Annotated in this window: 19 protein-coding genes and 1 tRNA gene; 12 read left to right on the plus strand and 8 right to left on the minus strand. The window is 64.6% G+C overall.

Features of this window, described 5'->3' with window-relative positions:
* Positions 1 to 47 precede the first annotated feature (47 nt).
* From secA to EV698_RS00785, 3 genes are read left to right on the plus strand one after another with little or no spacing between them, the layout of a single operon-like run.
* Complete coding sequence (gene secA, locus EV698_RS00775) at positions 48 to 2,786, plus strand: preprotein translocase subunit SecA (protein ID WP_130502276.1); 2,739 nt, start codon at positions 48 to 50, stop codon at positions 2,784 to 2,786.
* A gap of 15 nt (positions 2,787 to 2,801) precedes the next feature.
* Complete coding sequence (gene argJ, locus EV698_RS00780; RefSeq protein ID WP_130502277.1) at positions 2,802 to 4,013, plus strand: bifunctional glutamate N-acetyltransferase/amino-acid acetyltransferase ArgJ; 1,212 nt, start codon at positions 2,802 to 2,804, stop codon at positions 4,011 to 4,013.
* The gene (locus EV698_RS00785; RefSeq protein WP_130502278.1) at positions 3,994 to 4,947 is read left to right on the plus strand and encodes a Nudix family hydrolase; all 954 of its coding nucleotides are present in this window, start codon (positions 3,994 to 3,996) and stop codon (positions 4,945 to 4,947) included. The genes argJ and EV698_RS00785 overlap by 20 nt, the downstream gene beginning before the upstream one ends.
* Here EV698_RS00785 and yacG read toward each other — a convergent pair.
* From yacG to EV698_RS00810, 5 genes are all read right to left on the minus strand, one after another.
* The gene (yacG, locus tag EV698_RS00790; RefSeq protein WP_239016159.1) at positions 4,944 to 5,126 is read right to left on the minus strand and encodes a DNA gyrase inhibitor YacG; all 183 of its coding nucleotides are present in this window, start codon (positions 5,124 to 5,126) and stop codon (positions 4,944 to 4,946) included. The genes EV698_RS00785 and yacG overlap by 4 nt on opposite strands.
* On the minus strand, positions 5,116 to 5,904 hold the full coding sequence (gene zapD / locus EV698_RS00795; RefSeq protein ID WP_239016160.1) for a cell division protein ZapD: 789 nt from the start codon (positions 5,902 to 5,904) through the stop codon (positions 5,116 to 5,118). The genes yacG and zapD overlap by 11 nt, the downstream gene beginning before the upstream one ends.
* A 69-nt stretch (positions 5,905 to 5,973) precedes the next feature.
* Positions 5,974 to 6,609, minus strand: coding sequence for a dephospho-CoA kinase (gene coaE / locus EV698_RS00800; RefSeq protein WP_130502280.1), 636 nt, complete (start codon positions 6,607 to 6,609; stop codon positions 5,974 to 5,976).
* Between the two features lie 39 nt (positions 6,610 to 6,648).
* On the minus strand, positions 6,649 to 7,857 hold the full coding sequence (locus EV698_RS00805) for a type II secretion system F family protein (protein WP_239016268.1): 1,209 nt from the start codon (positions 7,855 to 7,857) through the stop codon (positions 6,649 to 6,651).
* Positions 7,858 to 7,862: 5 nt separating this feature from the next.
* Complete coding sequence (locus EV698_RS00810; protein WP_130502282.1) at positions 7,863 to 9,506, minus strand: GspE/PulE family protein; 1,644 nt, start codon at positions 9,504 to 9,506, stop codon at positions 7,863 to 7,865.
* Positions 9,507 to 9,698: 192 nt separating this feature from the next.
* Between EV698_RS00810 and EV698_RS00815 the strand changes: the two genes are divergently transcribed.
* Positions 9,699 to 10,136, plus strand: a complete 438-nt coding sequence (locus EV698_RS00815; RefSeq protein WP_165385676.1) for a DoxX family protein — start codon at positions 9,699 to 9,701, stop codon at positions 10,134 to 10,136.
* Positions 10,137 to 10,165: 29 nt separating this feature from the next.
* Here EV698_RS00815 and EV698_RS00820 read toward each other — a convergent pair.
* Positions 10,166 to 10,242: transfer RNA gene (locus EV698_RS00820), tRNA-Pro, on the minus strand.
* Between the two features lie 8 nt (positions 10,243 to 10,250).
* A complete protein-coding gene (locus EV698_RS00825) occupies positions 10,251 to 11,228 on the minus strand; it encodes a polyprenyl synthetase family protein (protein ID WP_130502284.1) in 978 nt (325 codons plus the stop codon).
* A gap of 147 nt (positions 11,229 to 11,375) precedes the next feature.
* Between EV698_RS00825 and rplU the strand changes: the two genes are divergently transcribed.
* The 4 genes from rplU (at position 11,376) to proB (ending at position 14,209) form a co-directional block, all read left to right on the plus strand.
* Entirely contained in the window at positions 11,376 to 11,690 is a 315-nt protein-coding gene (gene rplU / locus EV698_RS00830) for a 50S ribosomal protein L21 (protein ID WP_130502285.1), read from the plus strand.
* 30 nt (positions 11,691 to 11,720) lie between these two features.
* On the plus strand, positions 11,721 to 11,981 hold the full coding sequence (gene rpmA, locus EV698_RS00835) for a 50S ribosomal protein L27 (RefSeq protein ID WP_130502286.1): 261 nt from the start codon (positions 11,721 to 11,723) through the stop codon (positions 11,979 to 11,981).
* 73 nt (positions 11,982 to 12,054) lie between these two features.
* Positions 12,055 to 13,077 (plus strand): Obg family GTPase CgtA, encoded by a 1,023-nt coding sequence (cgtA, locus tag EV698_RS00840; RefSeq protein WP_130502287.1) that lies wholly within the window; start codon positions 12,055 to 12,057, stop codon positions 13,075 to 13,077.
* Entirely contained in the window at positions 13,064 to 14,209 is a 1,146-nt protein-coding gene (gene proB, locus EV698_RS00845) for a glutamate 5-kinase (protein WP_130502288.1), read from the plus strand. The genes cgtA and proB overlap by 14 nt, the downstream gene beginning before the upstream one ends.
* Here the strand turns inward: proB and rpsT are convergent.
* A complete protein-coding gene (gene rpsT, locus EV698_RS00850) occupies positions 14,206 to 14,469 on the minus strand; it encodes a 30S ribosomal protein S20 (protein WP_130502289.1) in 264 nt (87 codons plus the stop codon). The genes proB and rpsT overlap by 4 nt on opposite strands.
* Before the next feature lie 83 nt (positions 14,470 to 14,552).
* On the opposite strand from rpsT, the gene murJ reads away from it, so the two are divergent.
* The 4 genes from murJ (at position 14,553) to lspA (ending at position 20,477) form a co-directional block, all read left to right on the plus strand.
* Positions 14,553 to 16,115 (plus strand): murein biosynthesis integral membrane protein MurJ, encoded by a 1,563-nt coding sequence (murJ, locus tag EV698_RS00855; RefSeq protein ID WP_130502290.1) that lies wholly within the window; start codon positions 14,553 to 14,555, stop codon positions 16,113 to 16,115.
* A 77-nt stretch (positions 16,116 to 16,192) separates the two neighbouring features.
* Complete coding sequence (ribF, locus tag EV698_RS00860) at positions 16,193 to 17,146, plus strand: bifunctional riboflavin kinase/FAD synthetase (RefSeq protein ID WP_130502291.1); 954 nt, start codon at positions 16,193 to 16,195, stop codon at positions 17,144 to 17,146.
* A gap of 4 nt (positions 17,147 to 17,150) precedes the next feature.
* A complete protein-coding gene (gene ileS, locus EV698_RS00865) occupies positions 17,151 to 19,970 on the plus strand; it encodes an isoleucine--tRNA ligase (protein ID WP_130502292.1) in 2,820 nt (939 codons plus the stop codon).
* Positions 19,971 to 19,988: 18 nt separating this feature from the next.
* Positions 19,989 to 20,477, plus strand: a complete 489-nt coding sequence (gene lspA, locus EV698_RS00870; protein WP_130502293.1) for a signal peptidase II — start codon at positions 19,989 to 19,991, stop codon at positions 20,475 to 20,477.
* Positions 20,478 to 20,488 lie beyond the last annotated feature (11 nt).

The raw sequence follows: 20,488 nt of genomic DNA on the forward strand, positions 1-20,488 counted from the left end.
TTGATGCGCTATAGTGATGCATTCATTGTAAAGCGCATTGGATTGGCATGCTTAGCGGAATCGCAAAGAAGGTACTCGGGACGCGCAACGACCGGCTCGTCAAGCGTTTGCGACGCCAGGTGACACGGATCAACGCGTTCGAATCGACCATGCAGGCGCTGTCGGATGAGGCGCTGCAGGGTATGACCACGAGCCTTCGAGAGCGTCTCGACCGCGGCGAACGGCTGGACAGCCTGCTGCCGGAGGCCTTTGCCGTCGTTCGCGAGGCGTCGCGGCGCACGCTCGGTCTGCGCCATTTCGACGTGCAGCTGATCGGCGGAATGGTGCTTCACCACGGACGCATCGCCGAGATGAAAACGGGCGAGGGCAAGACGCTGGTCGCGACGCTTGCGGCTTACCTCAACGCCCTTTCCGGCGAGGGGGTTCACATCATCACTGTGAATGACTATCTCGCGCGGCGTGACGCCGAGTGGATGGGTCGGCTCTACGGTTTTCTCGGTCTCGAGGTGGGTGTCGTCGTTCCGGGAATGGATGGCGAGACCAAGCGGGCCGCCTACCAGGCGGATATCACCTACGGTACGAATAACGAGTTCGGCTTCGATTACCTGCGTGACAACATGGCGCTGCGTGCCGAAGACCAGATGCAGCGCGGTCGGCATTTCGCCATTGTCGACGAGGTCGACTCGATCCTCATCGACGAGGCGCGCACCCCGCTGATCATCTCCGGCAAGGCCGAACAGTCCAGCGACCTCTACGTCAGCATGAACCGGGTGGTGCCGGACCTTGAGGCGCAGGAAGAGGAAGATGGCCCGGGCGACTACTATCTCGACGAGAAAGCCCGTCAGGCGTTCCTTACCGAGTCCGGCCAGGAGCGGGCCGAGGACCTGTTGCGCGAGGCGGACCTCCTCAGCGAGAACGAGAGTCTCTATGACGCCCGCAACATCGTCATGGTGCATCACCTGAACGCCGCCTTGCGGGCCCATGCTCTGTTCCAGCGCGACGTTCACTACCTCGTGCGCGACGGCCAGATCGTGATCGTCGACGAGTTCACCGGCCGTGCCATGCCGGGAAGGCGCTGGTCCGAAGGTCTCCACCAGGCGATCGAGGCCAAGGAGGGCGTGGAAATCCAGGCCGAAAACCAGACGCTCGCCTCGATTACATTCCAGAACTTCTTCCGCCTCTACGACAAGCTCGCCGGCATGACCGGTACCGCGGATACCGAGGCCTACGAATTCCAGCATATCTATGGTCTGGAAGTGGCCGTTGTCCCGACACACCGGCCGATGATTCGTACCGATCACAACGATCTCATCTTCCTCAACCAGGATGATAAGTACCAGGCGATCGTTGAAGACATCAAGGACTGCAACAGCCGAGGCCAGCCGGTGCTGGTCGGCACGACATCGATCGAGAGCTCGGAGCTCATCTCCGACGCCCTGCGCAAGTCCGCTATTCACCACGAGGTACTCAACGCCAAGGAGAATGAGCGCGAGGCGGGGATCATCGCGGAGGCCGGCCAGCCCGGAGCCGTCACGATAGCCACCAACATGGCCGGCCGCGGCACCGATATCGTCCTCGGCGGCAATTTCGATGTCGAAGCAGCCGAGCTCGGAGAAGATGCCCCGGCGGATCGCCGCGAGGCATTGCGAGCCGACTGGCAGGACCGGCATGACCGGGTGATCGAGGCGGGCGGCCTGCACGTGATCGGCACCGAGCGGCATGAATCACGGCGTATCGACAATCAGCTCCGCGGGCGTTCCGGCCGACAGGGCGACCCGGGGTCGACCCGCTTTTTCCTCTCGCTCGATGACAGTCTTCTGCGGATCTTCGCCTCCGAGCGTGTCTCGGGGATGATGCAGCGGCTGGGCATGCAGGAGGGCGAGGCGATCGAGAGTGGCATGGTCTCGCGGGTGATCGAGAATGCGCAGCGCAAGGTCGAGGCGCATAACTTCGACATGCGCAAGCACTTGCTCGAGTTCGACGACGTCGCCAACGACCAGCGCAGCGTGGTCTATGCCCAGCGCAACGAACTGCTCAACTCCGATGACATCTCCGGGACGATTGTGGACATGCAGAACGATGTCCTCTCGGAGCTGCTCGATACGCATATGCCGCCGGGGACCATCGACGATCAGTGGGATATCCCCGCGCTCGAGGAGGCGCTGCAGTCGCAGTTCGGCATCAATGCTCCCGTGGGGCAATGGCTCGAGGAGGAAGACGAGCTCGACCGCGACGGCGTTCTCGAGCGGCTTCGGCAGACAGTGGTCGATCGTTACACCGAAAAGGAAGAGCAGGTCACCGCCATAGGCGTGAACATGCGCGAGGTCGAGAAGAGCTTCCTGCTGCAGGTCCTGGACAATCAGTGGAAGGAGCATCTGGCGGCGATGGACTTCATGCGCCAGGGGATCGGACTGCGCGGGATGGCGCAGCGCAACCCCAAGCAGGAGTTCAAGAAAGAAGCCTTCGCGATGTTCCAGGAGATGCTCGACGGCATCAAGCGGGAGACGATTCGCATCCTGTTCAACGTCAATGTTCGCAGCCCCGAGGATGCCCGGGCAGCGGAGGCGCAGCGCGACGACGAACGGGCCCGGGCCATGCAGTTCGAGCATGCGCAGGCCAACGCGCTGCATGATGACGAGGGGGCCTCCGCCGCGGCATCGACCGGGGAGGCGCAGGCAGAGGACGACCGGCAGCCATTCGTGCGTGGCGAACGCAAGGTCGGCCGTAATGAGCTCTGTCCCTGCGGCTCCGGGAAGAAATACAAGCATTGCCATGGCCGGCTGTAACCGGGGGTATGGGTAATGGCCGTATCCGAGTCGCCCCTGCCGGTTCTGCACCCCGTGCCCGGTGTTCGCATCGGGGTGGTGGAGGCCGCGGTCCGCAAGGCCGGTAGTAATGATCTGGTGGTGATGGCCCTCGACGAGGGGAGCCAGGTCGCCGGCGTGTTCACCCGCAATCTGTTTCGCGCCGCGCCGGTGCGCTTCGCCGAGTCGCATCTGCGCGATGACGATCCCCGCTACCTGCTGATCAATACCGGCAATGCCAATGCCGGCACCGGTCAGGCCGGTGATCGGGCCGTGCAGCAGAATTGTGCCGCGCTCGCTGACCAGACGGGCTGTCGGTCAACCCAGGTCATCCCCTATTCCACCGGTGTAATCGGCGAACCCCTGCCGGCGGATCGTATCGATGCGGCATTGCCCGCGGCCATCGACGGACTACAGGCCGATCACTGGGCCGAGGCGGCGGATGCCATCCGCACCACGGACACACGCCCCAAGGGCAGAAGCCTGCGGCTCGAGCTCTCCGGAGGCACGATCACCCTGACAGGCATCGCCAAGGGCTCGGGTATGATTCGCCCGGATATGGCTACCATGCTTGCCTACATCGCGACCGATGCCGTCATTGATGCGGCAAGCCTGCGGCGTATGCTGCGCGATGCCGTCGCGGTCAGCTTTAACCGTATTACCGTGGATGGCGATACCTCCACGAACGATGCCTGCACGCTCATCGCTACCTCGGCGAGCGGCGTGACGCTGGCGGATGCATCCGATCGCGAGCGTTTTCTGGACGCACTCACCACGATGTGCACGGCGCTGGCGCGGGAAATCGTTGCCGATGGCGAGGGTGCAACCCGTGACCTTGCGATTCGCGTTACCGGTGCGCGGACCACCGCCGAGGCCGAGCAAGTGGCCTTTACCGTGGCCGAGTCGCCGCTGGTCAAGACGGCCCTGTTCGCCGCCGATCCCAACTGGGGCCGCATTCTGGCCGCGGTTGGGCGCGCCGGGATACGCGATCTCGACGTCGACCGCGTGCGCATCGGCATTGGTGACTGCCGGATTGTCGAAGGCGGCGGGCTGAGCCCGCACTACGATGAGTCGGCGGCGGCGGCGTGTATGGCCGCCGATCACGTGAGCATGACCATCGATCTCGACCGCGGTGGCGAGACGGCGACGGTCTGGACCTGTGATTTCTCCTACGACTACGTGCGCATCAATGCCGAGTACCGAAGCTGACCCGCACCGGCTGCGGGTAGCGGTCGGCGTTGTTCGGGATGGACAGGGCCGGGTTCTGACCGCTCGCCGGGCGGCCCACCGTCATCAGGGAAATCGCTGGGAATTCCCCGGCGGCAAGGTCGAGCCCGGTGAGTCCGTCGAGGCGGCGCTGGCCCGCGAGCTCGCCGAGGAGCTGGGCCTGACGGTCGAGCGCAGCCGCCCTCTGATCGACGTTACCCATGATTACGGCGACCGTGAGGTCGAGTTGCAGGTCCGCGACGTGACCCACTGGTCGGGACCGCCTGTCGGCCGAGAGGGTCAGCCGCTGCGCTGGGTGTCGCCGGAAGCACTGGATCCGGACGAATTCCCGGCCGCCAACCAGCCGATCATCACGGCGACACGCCTGCCGCCGCATTACGTCATCAGTGCCGACTGCGACGAATCGTCGTCGTGGCTGGACACGCTCGAACGTGTGCTGGCTCGCGGTGAGCGCCTGGTCCAGTTTCGGGTGCAATCGAGAGGAGCGGCGCGGCGCTCGCTGGCGCTTGATGCCCTGGCGCGTTGCCGTGCGATGGGCGCGTCCCTGCTGATTAATGGAACGCCCGAGGAGGTGCGCGGGATCGGCGCCGACGGCATCCACCTGACGGCGGCGCAGCTTGCGGAATGCGTGTCCCGGCCGCTGTCATCGGCCTACTGGGTGGCGGCGTCCTGCCACAATGCCGTCGAGCTTGAACGAGCGGTCGCCTGCGGCGTCGATTTCGTGGTGCTCAGTCCGGTCAAGCCGACCGCCAGTCACCCCGATACCTGTCCCCTGGGGTGGCCGGCGTTCGCCGAGGCAGCGGCAGCGATGACCGTTCCCGTCTACGCACTCGGCGGAATGCAATCGGGCGATGTTGATGTTGCCCGCGCCAGCGGCGGCCAGGGCATTGCCGGTATTTCGGGGTTGTGGCGCTAGTCGTCCTCTTCCGGCGAGGCCGGGTCACCGGGGATCTGGTGGCGTTCATCCAGCCAGTCGCCGAGATCGATCATTCGGCAGCGCCGCGAACAGAACGGACGGTAGGGTGAATCCGTCGTCCACGGGACTCGCTCGCCGCATTGCGGACAGGCCACGGTGGGGGGCGTGTCAGATGACACAGCGCTCAAGGATGAATGCAACATCGTCGTCCGCCTGGTTGGGGCGTTCCCCCTGTGTGGGCTGCTGGAGGAAACGGATATTACAGAAATGCCGGCTGCCGCTCACCTCGGGATAGCAATGCATTGAGCGCGGGATTTTCACGCGCAGCATCTGGTAGGGCGTAGCGCGATCGAGGGTGGCCTGGAAGCTGCCGCCACTGGCTACCTCGTTAACCGGGTCGGCACTATCGCGCAGCAGTCTGATCACCAGTGCGGTGCCCTGGTCCATCAGCCGAAAGGCACCATGCCATTGCTCGAGCAGGGCACGTCGTTGTGAGACCTCGCTCTCCAGCCACAGATGATAGCCGGGCAGGTCGAAGGCGCAGGTGCCACCGGGTACGCCGGCGCGCTGCTCGATGGTGGTCAGGAATTCATTGTTGCGGACAACGGAAGGAATGCCGGTGGGAGCCTCGCGGAGTTGCCGGGCGATGTCGCGGCACTCTGCGAGGACCGGCTCCAGGCGCCGCTCATCGACCTCGGGCCGGGCCTGCAGTTTCTCGAGGCTCGCCAGAATGCGCTCCAGCTCTTTTTGCAGTTCCGAGCGCACATCGCTGCGGCTGAGCAGCGCGGTAATGTCGAGCAGCGCATCCACGGCCATGCGGGTATGCCATTTCGAATCGCCCTCGATTCCGAAGCGAAGGTTGTTGAACAGGAATTCCAGTCGCAGAAATGTGCGCATCCGCTCATTGAGCGGATACTCGTATATCATCTCGTCGGTTCCGGGAATGGTTGTGTCCACGCTGGCCCCTCGTTGCCTTGCGGAGATTGTCGCTCAGAGATCATCGACTCGCCAAATCGGGGTGTGGAATCAGTGGCCGGTAGCGGTCCGGAGATATCGATCGTGCAGGTCGGCCACCTGGCCGTCGAGCGCCCCGCTCTCACCATCGTTGGTGATGACGTCATCCGCGATTGCCAGCCGGGCCTGGCGATCCGCCTGACTGGAAAGTATCCGATCGGCCTCGCCCGGATCCGTGCCGTCTCGCTGCATGAGCCGCTCGCGTTGTCGATCCGGTGGCGCGTCGACCACCAGTACTCGATCCATCAGCTCGATCCAGCCCGCCTCGAGTAGAAGGGGAACCACGATCAGGGCATAGGGCTCGCGGACCTTGGCCAGTGTCTCGGCCACCGCGGTGCGAATACGCGGGTGCGTGATCGCCTCGAGATCGCGCCGGGCGAAGGGGTCGGCAAAAATCCGCTGTCGCAACGCCGGGCGATCGAGATGACCATTAGTGCCGATAACATCGGTGCCGAAGCGCTCACGAATGGCGTCGAGGCCGGCGGTGCCGGGTGCGACCACGGCCCGGGCCAGCCTGTCGGTATCGATGACCGCTGCCCCCAGCGCCTCGAATCGTCGACTGACCGCGGTCTTGCCGCTCGCGATACCGCCGGTCAGGCCAACGACCAGCCCGGGGCGACGTCGACTGTCGGATCCTCCACTGTCCATCCCGGCAGTCTAATCGAAGTGGCCAGCTGGTGTGTGAGTTCATATCACCGAGCCGAGCTGGAAGACCGGCAGATACATGGCGAGGACAAGGCCGCCAATCAACAAACCGAGGATGCTCATGATGAGCGGCTCGATCGCGGTACCGAGCGTCTCGATTCCCTGGCTCAACTCCGCTTCCTGACGATCCGCAATCCGCTCTAGCACGCCTGGTAGCCGGCCGGCCGCTTCTCCGGTAGCGATCATTCTTGCCGTGCTTGCCTCGAAACGCTGCGTGCGCTCGACCGCGAAGGCAAGTGACCGACCGTCCCGCAGGTCATCCGTAATCCGCATCACCGCCCGTTGATAGGGCAGCGTACCGAGTGTACCGGCAACGGTGGGGAGGGCCTCGGCAAGGGGAGCACCGGCCTGCATGAGGATCGCCAGCGTGCGGGCGAAGCGCGCGGTTTCGGCACGCTCGACCAGGCCGCCGGTGATCGGAATCCGGAGTACGATCCGGTGACGGATCTGTCTGAGTGGCGTGTAGTGCCGGGTGAGGACAAGCCATGCAGCGGTCCCGCCCACAGCGCCGATCAGACCCAGCCAGCCATCACTGCGAAGCCACGTGGACAGTCCGATGACATGACGGGTGAAGGTCGGCAGCTCGGCACCGAAGCCATGGAAAAGCGCCTCGAACCGGGGCACTACAAACATTAAAAGCGCCGTGCTGACGACAAGAGCCACGCCGAGCACGATCAGCGGGTAGAGCATTGCCCGGCGCAGGCGATGCCGTATCGCCGCAGTGCACTCGCGGTCATTCGCGATTCGCTCGAGCAGCGTATCCAGTTCGCCGGACTGCTCCCCGGCCCGGATCAGGCCGCAGACCAACGGATCGAAATGCGCGGGTTGGGTAGCAAAAGCAACAGAGAGTGGTGTACCGGTGGCGATTTCGTCTCTGAGCTCGCTGGCAAGGCGTCGCAGACCGGGCTGTCTGTCCTCGCGGGCGACCATCGCCATGGCGTCGATCAATGGCACGCCAGCGCTGCTCAACGTTGCGAGTTGGCGAAGGAGCGCGTTGATGTGCCGCGACCGAAGCCTCGGATTCGAGGGCGTCAACACACGCTCCAGCCAACCCGGCATCCGGATCGAGTACTCGACGGCAATGCCGTGGCCGCCCAGTTGACGACGGAGGTGACCCGGATCGGTCGCCGGCGTCAGGCCGTGCCGATGGCGGCCATCCAGGTCGCTGCCGCACCAGCCGTAGGTCGCCATGCCCGTCACGACCGGGTCACCCGGTCTATCTCGCTCCGGCTGGTCAGTCCCCGGGCGGCCTTGGCCATGCCCGTATCGCGGAGCGTTCGCAGTCCCGAGAAAGCCGTTTCGGTCGCAATGGCGGCGTCATCGTCGGCACGGAGGATTCGCCGGCCGAGGCTGTCGGTCATTGGCAAGACCTCGTGGATGCCCACACGGCCGCGATAGCCGTGGTGGCAGCGCTGACAGCCATCGGCCTCGAACCAACCGCCCTCGTCCGACGCCGATCCGGCCGGCCGGCGGCAATGAGGGCACAACCGCCGGATCAGCCGCTGCGCACTGATCAAGATCACCGACGCAGCGATGCTCCAGCGCGGGATGCCCATGTTGATCAGCCGCGTGATCGCTCCCGCAGCGGTGTTGGTGTGCAGGGTCGAGAGGACGAGGTGACCGGTCTGAGCGGCCTTGATAGCGATCTCGGCGGTTTCCCGATCGCGGATTTCGCCGACCATCATTACGTCCGGATCCTGGCGCAGGAACGCTCGCAGGAGGCTGGGAAAATCCAGGCCGATGCGGTGATTGACGGCGATCTGATTGATGCCGGGGAGCTTGATCTCGACAGGATCTTCGACGGTGAGGATGTTGCGGCTGCTCTGGTTGAGCTGTTGCAGGGCGCTGTAGAGCGTGACGGTCTTCCCGGAACCGGTGGGGCCGGTCACCAGAATCATGCCGTGGGGCCGTTCGATGGCGGCCCGGTAGGCGGCAAGCTGATCGGCTTCCATCCCCAGGCTATCCAGATCCAGCGTGGTGGCAGCGGGATCGAGCAGACGCAACACCAGCTTCTCGCCGAATAACGTGGGCAGGCTGCTTACGCGGAAATCGACGCCGTCGCCCGCTCCGCTGCCGAGTCGCAGCCGGCCATCCTGCGGCAGTCGGCGCTCGGCGATATCCATGCGCGCCATGATTTTGAGACGTGCGGCGAGCCGGTCGGCCATGTCCCGGGGCGGCCGGGCCGCCTCGTGCAGGATGCCGTCGTGGCGGAATCTCACCCGGCAGTGGGTCTCGAAGGGCTCGAGGTGGATGTCGGACACCTCTTCGCGAATGGCCCGTCGGAGAAGCTCGTTGATGTAGCGGATGACGGGCGTGTCGTCGGGTGGATCGGCCGATGAGGTATCCCGCACTTCCTCGGCGCGTGACGCCGATGCCAGCTCGTCGGCAGCGGCACCAACACCCCCTTCCGTCAGTACTGCGATACGGGCGTGCAGATCGGCCTCGTCGGCGATGACCGGTACGACCGGCAGACCGGTATGGAAACGCAACTCGTCCAGTGCGGTGGTATTGGCGGGATCGGAAACGGCGATGCGCAGGAGGCCCTCGCTTATCCGTAATGGCAGTGCATTGAGGCGCAGTATCAGATCGGTGTCGATCTGCTCCATAACCTCTGGATCGGGGTCGAGTGACGCGGCCGCAGCGCGCTCGATACCGAACACGCTGGATGCCGTATCGGCGATGACGGCCGACGGCAGAGCGCCACTGTCGAGTAGCTGCCTGACCAGCGTACAGCCGGAACGCCGCGCCTCGGCGACGATGGCGTCGACGGTTGTCGCGTCAACCGCCTGCTGCTGAATCAGCCGTTTCGCCAGGGCCGGGCGAACGTCCACCGTGTTCATTGCGTCTTCCTCCACAGATGCTGGAGGGCCGACTTTAAGCGAACGGAAACGGGCGGGATGTCGCCGGGATCACAGATCCACGTGATCGGTAAGGGGCAAGACGCATGGAGTGCATGTAAGTGGTTTTGCGGATGAATGAGCCAACAGCCGGAGCTACCTTATTCGGTAACGGCACATCACGGGAGAAACAGAATGAGTGCAAAGACCGAAGCGGTTGGTAATACCAGCTCCATCGCATCCATGGCTGGCCATGCGCACTGGCTACTGCGGGCGGCCATCGCCGGCGTATTCCTTTTCCATGGTCTACAGAAATTCCTTGGCCCCGGCATCGAGGGCTTCTCCAGCATGATGGGCCTGCCGGTATTGATTGCCTTCCTCGTTGCTGTTGCTGAAGTGCTTGGTGGCGCAGGCATTCTGGCGGGTGGCGCCATGCGCAGCCAGCTCGGAGATGCCATAACTCGTCTGGCGGGCGCGGCGGTCGTACCGGTCATGGCCGGTGCGATCATCATGGTTCACTGGGGACGATGGAATTTCACGCCGACAGAAGCCCACCCGATGGGCGGAATGGAATTCCAGGCAGTGCTGCTATTGATCGCCCTTTACTTCATCGTGCGGGGCAACGACACCTGAAAGGCAGGACCGGGGATTTGCGGGGAAACTGGTCGGAGTAGCAGGATTCGAACCTACGACCTCTGCCTCCCGAAGGCAGCGCTCTACCAAGCTGAGCTATACTCCGAAGATCGGTTAATACTCGCGACCGACAGCAAATTCCGCGAGGCCACGAAGCGCCTCGCGGAAGGGACTGTCACCGAAGGCTGCGAGCGCCCTGATGGCTCGCTCGGCCTCTTGTTCCGCGAGGTCGCGAGTATAGGCAATCGAGCCGGTGCGCGCAATCACTGCCGCGACTTCGGCGATGTCGTTTCGGCCGCCGCTCTCTATGGCGTCGCGAACAATGGCGCGGCCGGCGGGATCGGCGTTGGCCATGCAGTGGATTAACGGCAGTGTGGGTTTGCCCTCGGCCAGATCGTCTCCGATGTTCTTGCCGATCGCGCCGGCATCGCCATCGTAATCGAGGGCGTCATCGGCGAGCTGGAAGGCAATACCCAGGCGGCGGCCATATTTGGCGGCGGCATCCAGTCGCGCTCGGTCCGCCGGGTTGTTCAGTCCTACCGCCAGCTGGCAGCCGGCTTCGAAAAGGACGGCGGTTTTCCGATAGATAACCTGCTGGTAGCGATCTTCGGTCACATCCGGGTCGTGGACGTGCATCAACTGCATGACCTCGCCCTCGGCGATGCGGTTGGTGGTTCGCGAGAACAGCGCCATGACCGCCATATCGTCGAGTTCCACCATCATCTGGAAGGCGCGGGTGTAGAGGAAATCGCCGACCAGAACACTCGCTTCATTACCCCAGATCTGATTTGCCGTATCGCGACCGCGCCTGACCGCGGACTCGTCGACGACATCATCATGGAGCAGCGTAGCGGTGTGGATGAGCTCGACGGTGGCGCCGAGGAGGGCATGGCGGTCGTCTCCGTCTGCATGTCCCGCAGCCCGGGCCATCAGGAGCGCAACCATGGGGCGCAGGCGCTTGCCGCCGCCACCGATAATGTAATGACCAAGCTGATTGATGAGGGCGACGTCCGACTGGAGTCGATCCTGGATAATCCGGTCGACCACGGACATATCGTCCGCGACCGGCCTGCGAATGGCGGCGATCTCCATGCGGATGGCATCTCGAGGTAAATTAGGAAACTGGATGCTAGGAATCGCCGCTGGGGGTGTCAAGCGTGACCCCCGTATCGCGTTGACCCCGGGCGCGAATCCGACTATTCTCTCACGGTTTTGGAACAACCTTCTGGAGTCGTTCAGATGTACGCGGTAATCAAGTCGGGTGGCAAGCAGTATCGGGTCGCCGAGGGCGATCTGCTGCAGGTCGAAAAACTCAATGCCGAGGCCGGCGAAACCGTGAGTTTCGACGACGTCCTGCTCGTCGCCGATGGTGATGACGTAAAGGTCGGAACGCCACGCCTCGAGGGAGGTGCGGTCTCGGCGGAGGTAATCTCGCAGAGCCGGGCCCGCAAGATCGAGGTGGTCAAATTCAAGCGCCGTCAGGACTACCAGCGCCACTACGGCCATCGCCAGCATTATACGGAAGTCCGTATTACCGGCATCCAGGCCGGCTAGCCCCGGCCCCTGATAACGGAGACAGTATCAATGGCACATAAAAAGGCAGGCGGCAGTACACGTAACGGCCGCGACTCGCATTCGAAACGGCTGGGTGTGAAGCGCTTCGGCGGCCAGGCCGTCACCGCGGGCAGCATCATCGTGCGCCAGCGCGGCACCCGTTTCCATGCCGGGCAGAACGTTGGCACCGGGAACGACTACACCCTGTTCGCCAAGGTGGATGGCGAAGTGGTGTTCGCGCGCAAGGGTCCGCTCAAACGGCGGGTCGTGAGCATCCAGCCGGCGGGCTGACAGCACCCGGCAGCAGACCTGGACTCGGCCCCGCCACGCGCGGGGCTTTTTGATTGCGGCGGTTGGACAGCACATGAAATTCGTGGACGAAGCCAGCATTCGTGTGACGGCCGGCGACGGTGGCAATGGCTGCGTCAGCTTCCGTCGCGAGAAATACGTCCCGCGCGGCGGACCGGACGGTGGTGACGGGGGGCATGGTGGCAGCGTCTGGCTCGAAGCCGACTCCGGACTCAATACACTGGCCGATTTCCGCCATACCCGTCGATTTGCGGCAGAGCGGGGACACGATGGTCAGGGACGCCAGATGACCGGGCGTTCGGGTGAGGATATTACCGTGCCCGTCCCGGTGGGTACGCTGGTCAAGGATCGCGAGACCGGAGAGGTCATCGGTGATCTGACCGCTCACGGTAAGCGCCTCTGTGTCGCCGAGGCGGGGCGTGGCGGTCTCGGCAACGTCCACTTCAAGAGCGCGACCAACCGCACGCCGCGGCGATCGGTTCCGGGTACCGACGGAGAGCGGCGCGACATTTCCCTCGAACTCCAGCTCCTTGCGGATGTCGGGCTGCTGGGTCTCCCCAACGCCGGCAAATCGACTTTTCTCCGGGCCGTCTCGGCGGCACGGCCGCGGGTCGCTGATTATCCGTTCACGACACTCCATCCCGGCCTCGGAGTTGTAAGGATCGGATCCGGAAGCAGCTTCACCGTGGCCGATATACCGGGGCTGATCGAGGGGGCGGCCCAGGGCGCGGGCCTGGGTACCCGTTTCCTGCGGCATCTGGCCCGGACGCGCCTGTTGCTCCATCTGGTAGATATCGCCGGCCTTTACGAAAACCGTGATCTCGCGGCGGATGTTCGCACAGTCACCGAAGAGCTTGCGGCCTATGGCCATGAGCTGACCGCCCGCGAGCGCTGGCTCGTCATCAATAAGGCCGACCTCTTCCCGGAAGACGAACACACGGCGGTGGTAGCGTCGCTCCGCGAATCACTTGCCTGGCAGGGACCGCTCTATCTGATTTCCGCCGAGACGGGCCGAGGGACTGATGCTCTCTGCCAGGCGGTCATGCAACATCTCCAGGGAAACGATGAGCCGCACTGACCCGAACCGTCGAAGCCGCTGGGTTATCAAGGTGGGTAGCGCGCTGGTCACCGATAACGGGCGCGGACTCGACCATGAGCGTATCGGAGACTGGGTGCGCCAGATCGTTGCGGCGCGTGCGCAGGGCATCGACGTGGTGCTCGTATCCTCCGGGTCGGTCGCAGAGGGGGTGCGAAGACTGGGGTGGTCACGACGGCCGAAGGCGCTCCACCAGCTGCAGGCCGCCGCCTCGGTCGGGCAGATGGGCGTGGTGCAGGCCTACGAGACCCGTTTCCAGCGATTTGATGTGCGCACCGGGCAGATCCTGCTGACCCATGAGGATCTGGCGGATCGCCAGCGCTATCTCAACGCGCGGGTCACGCTGCGCGCGCTACTGGAGCTGGGCGTCGTGCCGGTGGTCAACGAAAACGACACCATTGCCACGGATGAGATCCGCTTCGGCGACAACGACACACTGGCAGCGCTTGTCACCAACCTCGTCGAGGCCGATCAGCTGGTGATTCTCACCGACCAGGCCGGACTTTTTAATGCCGATCCCCGCCAGGATGCGTCGGCGCGGCTGATCCGCCATGCAGCGGCTGAGGATGAAGCGCTGGAGCGACTCTGCTCGGATGCGCCGGGAGTCCTGGGTAGCGGTGGCATGCGAACCAAGGTGGTGGCGGCCAGACGGGCTGCCCGATCCGGAGCAATGACGCGGATCGCTTCGGGGCGCGAGCCGGATGTGTTGCAACGGATCGCCGCCGGCGAGGCCGTCGGCACCTGTCTCGAGCCCTCACGCGAGCCCCTCGTGGCGCGTAAGCAATGGATTGCCGGTCAGCTACAGCTGCGGGGTCGCCTCTGGCTCGATGAAGGTGCGGTCGAGGTGATTCGTGGGTATGGCCGCAGTCTGTTGCCGGTAGGCGTGACGCGGGCCGAGGGGCGCTTTCGCCGCGGCGAGATGGTGACCTGCCTGGATCCGACGAACCGGGAAATCGCTCGCGGGCTCGTCAACTACGACGCGGCGGCAGTCAATCACATCGCAGGCCAGCCCACCGGTCGCATCGAATCACTGCTCGGCTATCTCGCCGAACCGGAGCTCATCCACCGGGACAATCTGGTGCTGACCGACCCGGTCCCGCCCGGCGACGACTAGCCGAGCTGCCGGATCTGCTGAGCGAGCCGGCTTTTGTGGCGTGCGGCCTTGTTCTTGTGGATGACGCCCCGCGTTGCCATGCGGTCGAGGACCGGAACGGCGGCGGCATAGGCGGCTTCGGCGGCGGCTTTGTCACCCTTTGCAACGGCGGCCGTTACCTGTTTGAGCTTGCCGCGCATCATCGAACGGCGGGCCTGATTGTGACGGCGCTGCTGCTCGGCCTGGCGGGCCCGTTTGCGGGCGGAGGCGATATTGGCCAACGTGCTACTCCTGTTGAGTCTTTGTCGGGAGGAAAAGAGCGGTAATATGCGAAGGCAGCGCCTGAATGTCAACTGGTAAACGGATGAATTCGCACTCACGCCTGTGGCGATCGGTCATGACGTTTGGCAGCTGGACGCTGTTGTCACGGGTCATGGGACTGGCAAGGGACATTGTTCTGGGCGTGATTTTCGGGCCCTCGGCGGCGACGGATGCGTTTTTCGTTGCCTTCAAGATCCCGAACTTCCTCCGCCGCCTGTTCGCGGAAGGGGCCTTCCAGCAGGCCTTCGTCCCGGTGCTCTCATCGGCCCGTCAGCGGGGCGGCGACGAGGCCGTGCGGCGCCTCTTCGGGCGCGTCAGCGGCTGTCTGGCGATGATCCTGGCGGCCATCACGGTCCTTGCCATGCTTGGCTCGCCCGCGCTTATCCGTGTGTTTGCCCCGGGATTTGCCGATCAGCCCGACCAGCTGATGCTGGCGGCGGAATTGTTGCGTCTCACCTTCCCGTACCTTCTCCTGATCGCACTCACCGCCGCCGCGGCCGCTGTACTCAACACCTATGACGAGTTCGGACCGCCGGCCTTCGCGCCGGTGCTGCTCAACCTCAGCTTGATCGCCGCCGCTATCTGGCTGTCACCGAGGCTTGAGACTGGCGTTATGGCGCTGGCACTGGCGGTGCCGGTGGCGGGTGTCCTGCAGCTCCTGCTGCAACTGCCCTTCCTCTGGCGGCGGGGTGTGCTGGCCTGGCCCTGGCCGCAGTGGTCTGATCCGGACGTCCGCCGCATCCTCCGACTGATGGGGCCGACGCTGTTCAGTACCTCGGTCCAGCAGATCAATCTGCTCGTCGATACCATTCTTGCGTCTTTCCTGGTCGTCGGATCGATCAGCTGGCTGTACTGGTCGGATCGGCTCATGGAGTTTCCGCTCGGGGTGTTCGGTATTGCGCTGGGGACCGTAATTCTGCCCAAGCTCTCCGCCGAGCATGCCGACGCCAGCCCCGAACGTTTCAACGCGACGCTGGACTGGGCGCTGCGGCTCGCCCTGGTGGTCATCGCCCCGGCAACCGTTGGGCTGGTGGTGCTGGCGGCCCCCCTGCTGGCGACGCTGTTCGGTTATGGCGAGTTTGGCGCGACCGATGTCCGGGCGGCGAGCTGGAGCCTGATGGCCTATGGTCTGGGCCTGTTCGGCTTCGTGCTGGTCAAGGTCCTGGTGCCGGGGTACTTCTCTCGCCAGGACACGCGGGGGCCCGTGCGTTGTGCAGTGATGGCAATGGCGGCGAATATGGTGGCGAGCGTCTCGCTGGTGCTGCTGCTGATCGACACCGGGTTTGCCCATGCCGGGCTCGCCCTGGCTACCGGGGTGGCGGCATGGATCAATGCCGCGCTGCTGCTGCGCGGGCTCCGGCGTCAGGGCGTTTATCAACCGCTGGCTGGCTGGCCCCAACTGGGCGGGCGCGTGCTCATCGCGGTTATTGCAATGGCCGCGGTGGTGGTCTGGCCGGCGGGGCTTGAGGACCTGTGGCTGGAATCCGGGGCCGCGTTGCGAATCAGTCTGCTGACGGCTGTGATCCTCCTCGGCGCAGGCGTCTACGCCGCCATGCTGTGGATGCTCGGAGTCCGACCCGGCCAGTTCCGGGAGCCCGCTGCATGAACATGGCTGGATACCGGGTCCCTCCCGTATACTGCGTATTCGTAACGCTTTGAATCCGACGGGTGTGGATGGCGACAATGGAACTCATCCGAGGCGCGCATAACCTCAGGCAACGGCATCGGCCAAGCGTGGCCACGATCGGGAACTTCGACGGCATCCATCGCGGCCATCAGGCCGTGATTGAATCGCTGCACGCGGCCGGACGGCGGCTGCAGTTGCCGACGACAGTGATCCTGTTCGAGCCGCAACCGCGCGAATTTTTCGTACCCGACCGGGCGCCGGGCCGCATCACCCGTCTACGCGAGAAACTGCGGATCCTCGAGTCGCTGGGTGTGGAGCGGACGCTCTGCCTGAGGTTCGATCAGGTTCTGGCGTCGGAGCCGGCCGAAGACTTTATTCGTCGCCTGCTCGTCGACGCCCTTGATGTGCGCTTTCTCATGGTGGGAGACGACTTCCGTTTCGGCCACAAGCGGCGGGGCGACTTCAGTATGTTGCAGTCCGCTGCGCAGACCTTCGGTTTCGAGCTCGAGCGCATGCCGACGGTTCACGAGGGCGGCGAACGGGTGAGCAGCACGCGGATCCGCCGGGTGCTCGAGACCGGCGATATGGCGTCGGCGGAGCGGCTGCTAGGGCGTCGTCTCTGCATCTCGGGGCGGGTCGTGCACGGCGAAAAACTGGGCCGGGAACTCGGCTGGCCAACCGCCAATATCGGCTTTGGTCACCATCCGCCGCCGATGCGGGGGATCTTCAACGTCGCCGTGCACGGCCTGGGCGAGGTGCAGCCCGGCGTTGCCAGTCTCGGGACCCGGCCGACCGTGAATGGCGTAGAGACCCTGCTGGAGACCTATCTACTGGACTTCTCCGGTGATATCTATGGTCGCCCCATCGATGTCGAGTTTCTGACTCGACAGCGAGGCGAGGAGCGATTCGATGGGCTCGAGGCCCTGAAAAAGCAGATTGCCGCGGATGTCGCCGCGGCCCGAGCGTGGTTCGTGGACCACGGTTACCTGAAAGCAAGCAGTGCAGGATGACTCCGTGAGCGATTACAAGGACACCCTCAACTTACCGAGGACCGCATTCCCGATGCGCGCCGGTCTCGCCAAGAGCGAGCCGGTCAGGCTGGCGCGCTGGCGCGAGGAGGGGGTGTACGAGCGCCTTCGCGAGGCCCGCCGCGGCCGCAGTCGCTACGTCCTCCATGACGGCCCGCCGTATGCCAACGGCAGCATTCACATCGGTCATGCGGTCAACAAGATCCTCAAGGACGTCATTGTCAAAAGCCGCAGCCTCAATGGACTGGACGCCGTTTATGTCCCGGGGTGGGATTGCCATGGCCTGCCCATTGAACACAAGGTCGAGCAGGAGATCGGCAAGGCCGGCGAGGCGGTCTCCAACCGGGCTTTCCGCGATGCCTGCCGGGCTTTCGCGACCGACCAGGTCGCCGGCCAGAGCGAGGATTTCCAGCGCCTGGGTGTGCTTGGCGACTGGCACGATCCCTACCTAACCATGGCGCCGCGGACCGAGGCGAACATCCTCCGGGCACTCGGCGAAATCGTCCGTAACGGCCATCTCAAGCGCGGCTTCAAGCCCGTTCACTGGTGCACCGACTGTGGTTCGGCGCTGGCGGAAGCCGAGGTGGAGTACGAGGCGCATACCTCACCGGCGATCGACGTGGCATTCCGGGCCGTTGACGGCGAAGGTCTGGCGCGGCGCTGCGGGAGCACAGTGGATGTCGGCGACGCCCCCGTATCGGTAATGATCTGGACGACTACGCCCTGGACCATCCCGGCGAACCAGGCCGTCGCCCTCCATCCGCGGCTCGATTACGTGCTCCTGTCCATCGAACACGGTCGCGAGTTCATGCTGCTGGCCGAGGATCTCCACGAAACGGCGATGGAACGCTACGGCGTCGAGCACTTCGGGATCGTGGGGCGTTGTCAGGGGCATCACCTCGAGGATCTGACTCTCCGGCATCCGTTTCTCGATCGGCGTGTGCCGGTGATCCTCGGCGAGCATGTCACTACCGAGGCGGGTACTGGTGCCGTCCATACCGCCCCGGACCACGGCGCGGACGACTTCGAGGTCGGCCAGTACTACAACCTGCCGCTCGAGAATCCGCTGGCGGACGATGGCCGCTTCCGGCGCGGCGAGTTCGAGGGGCAGTTCGTGTTCGACGCCAATCGCGCCATCGTCGAGCGGCTCGAGGCCACGGGTACGCTCGCCCATCACGAGCCCTATCATCACAGCTATCCGCACTGCTGGCGGCACAAGACGCCGATCCTGTTCCGGGCAACGCCACAGTGGTTCCTCAATCTCGAGGCCTCGCAAGTACGCGAGCGTACCCTCGACGCACTGTCCGAGGTGAACTGGTTCCCGACCTGGGGCGAGGACCGGATGGCCGCGATGGTCGGTAATCGGCCCGAGTGGTGCATCTCCCGGCAGCGCAACTGGGGTGTGCCGATTGCGCTGTTCATTGATCGCGAGACCGGCGAGCCTCATCCGGACACGAATGATCTGATCGAGGCCGTGGCGAAGCGCATGGAAACGGACGGCATCGATGCCTGGTTCGAACTCGATCCGGCCGAGCTGCTGGGCGAGGAGGCCGGTCGCTACGAGAAGGTCACGGACATCCTCGACGTCTGGTTCGACTCGGGGACGACCCATGCCACCGTGCTGCGCGGCCGGGAAGACCTGCAATGGCCGGCGGATCTCTATCTCGAAGGCAGCGATCAGTACCGCGGCTGGTTCCAGTCGTCGCTGCTGACCGCAATGATGATCGACGGCAAGCCGCCGTACCGCAACGTGCTGACCCACGGCTTCGCGGTCGACGAGCAGGGCCGAAAGATGTCGAAATCCCGGGGTAATGTCATCGCGCCGCAGTCGGTGATGAATGCCCTTGGCGCCGATATCCTCCGTCTCTGGGTGGCCTCGTCGGACTACAGCGGCGAGATTGCCGTTTCCGACGATATCCTCAAGCGCACGGCGGATGCCTACCGTCGCCTCCGCAATACGGCACGCTTTCTGCTCGCCAACCTCGCCGGCTTCGAGCCCGCCGACAACGCCCTGCCGGCGGAGCAGATGCTGCCCCTCGATCGCTGGGCCGTGGATCGCGCCCTGCAATTGCAGGCATCGATCATCGAGGATGCGGAACGATTCGATTTCCACCAGCTCTATCAGCGCGTGCACCACTTCTGCGTGCTCGATATGGGCGGGTTCTACCTCGACGTTATCAAGGACCGGCAGTACACGACCCGTGCCGACAGCGTTGCCCGGCGCTCGGCACAGACGGCGATGTGGCACATCGCCGAGGCGCTGGTGCGCTGGCTGATGCCGGTACTGTCATTCACCGCCGACGAGATCTGGGAGCACCTGCCGGGTGACCACCCCGGGACGGCGCTGGAAGCGGAATGGTACGACGGGCTGTTCGCGCTCGATGAAGGATCGATGGACCGGGCCTTCTGGGAAGACGTTCTCGCCCTGCGGGACGCGGTCGCCAAGCGCATCGAGGCGATGCGGAACGAGCAGCGGCTGGGTGCCACGCTCGAGGCCGAGGTTGATCTGTTCTGTCCCGAGCCGCTGGCCGCCCGCTGGGCGTCGCTGGGGGACGAGCTCCGTTTTCTGCTGATCACGTCGGCGGCGCGGGTGCACCCCCTGGCAGAGGCCGACGATGACGCCCGGGCGGCGCATCTCGCCGACGGAACGCGATTCCTGTTCAGCGTCCGGCCCAGCGAGCACGACAAATGCGAGCGCTGCTGGCACCGTCGCCCCGACGTCGGCACGGATCCGCAGCATCCATCGATCTGCGGGCGCTGTGTCGACAACATCGCGGGCGATGGCGAGATCAGGCGCTTTGCGTGAGGTCCGGGTCGGTCACGGATGCCGGTGATAGGCCGCAGTCTACGCTTCGGTCTGTTGATCGCTGGCCTGGTGCTGGTGGCCGATCAGGTGACCAAGTGGCTGGCGATGAACGAGCTGGCGCTGCATCGGCCGGAGCCGCTCTTGCCGGTGCTCAATCTGATGCTTGCGTTCAACACGGGCGCGGCGTTCAGCTTCCTCGCGGATGCACCGGGCTGGCAGCGCTGGTTGCTGAGTGGCGTGGCCCTCGCGGTGAGCCTGTATCTGCTGCACTGGCTTCGGGGACTCGCCGCCGACAGGCGATTCGAGGCCGCCGGGATCGGGCTGATCCTCGGCGGTGCGCTGGGCAACCTCGCTGACCGGGTCCGGCTGGGTGGGGTGGTCGATTTCATCGATGTCCACTACGCCGGCTGGCACTGGCCCGCTTTCAATATTGCCGACGCCGCCATTACGGTTGGGGTCGGAATGATCCTACTGACGGCCTGGTCGGACTGGCGTCACAACCGCTGACCCGACCCGGC

The sequence above is a fragment of the Spiribacter vilamensis genome (assembly GCF_004217415.1).
Classification (GTDB): Bacteria; Pseudomonadota; Gammaproteobacteria; order Nitrococcales; family Nitrococcaceae; genus Spiribacter; species Spiribacter vilamensis.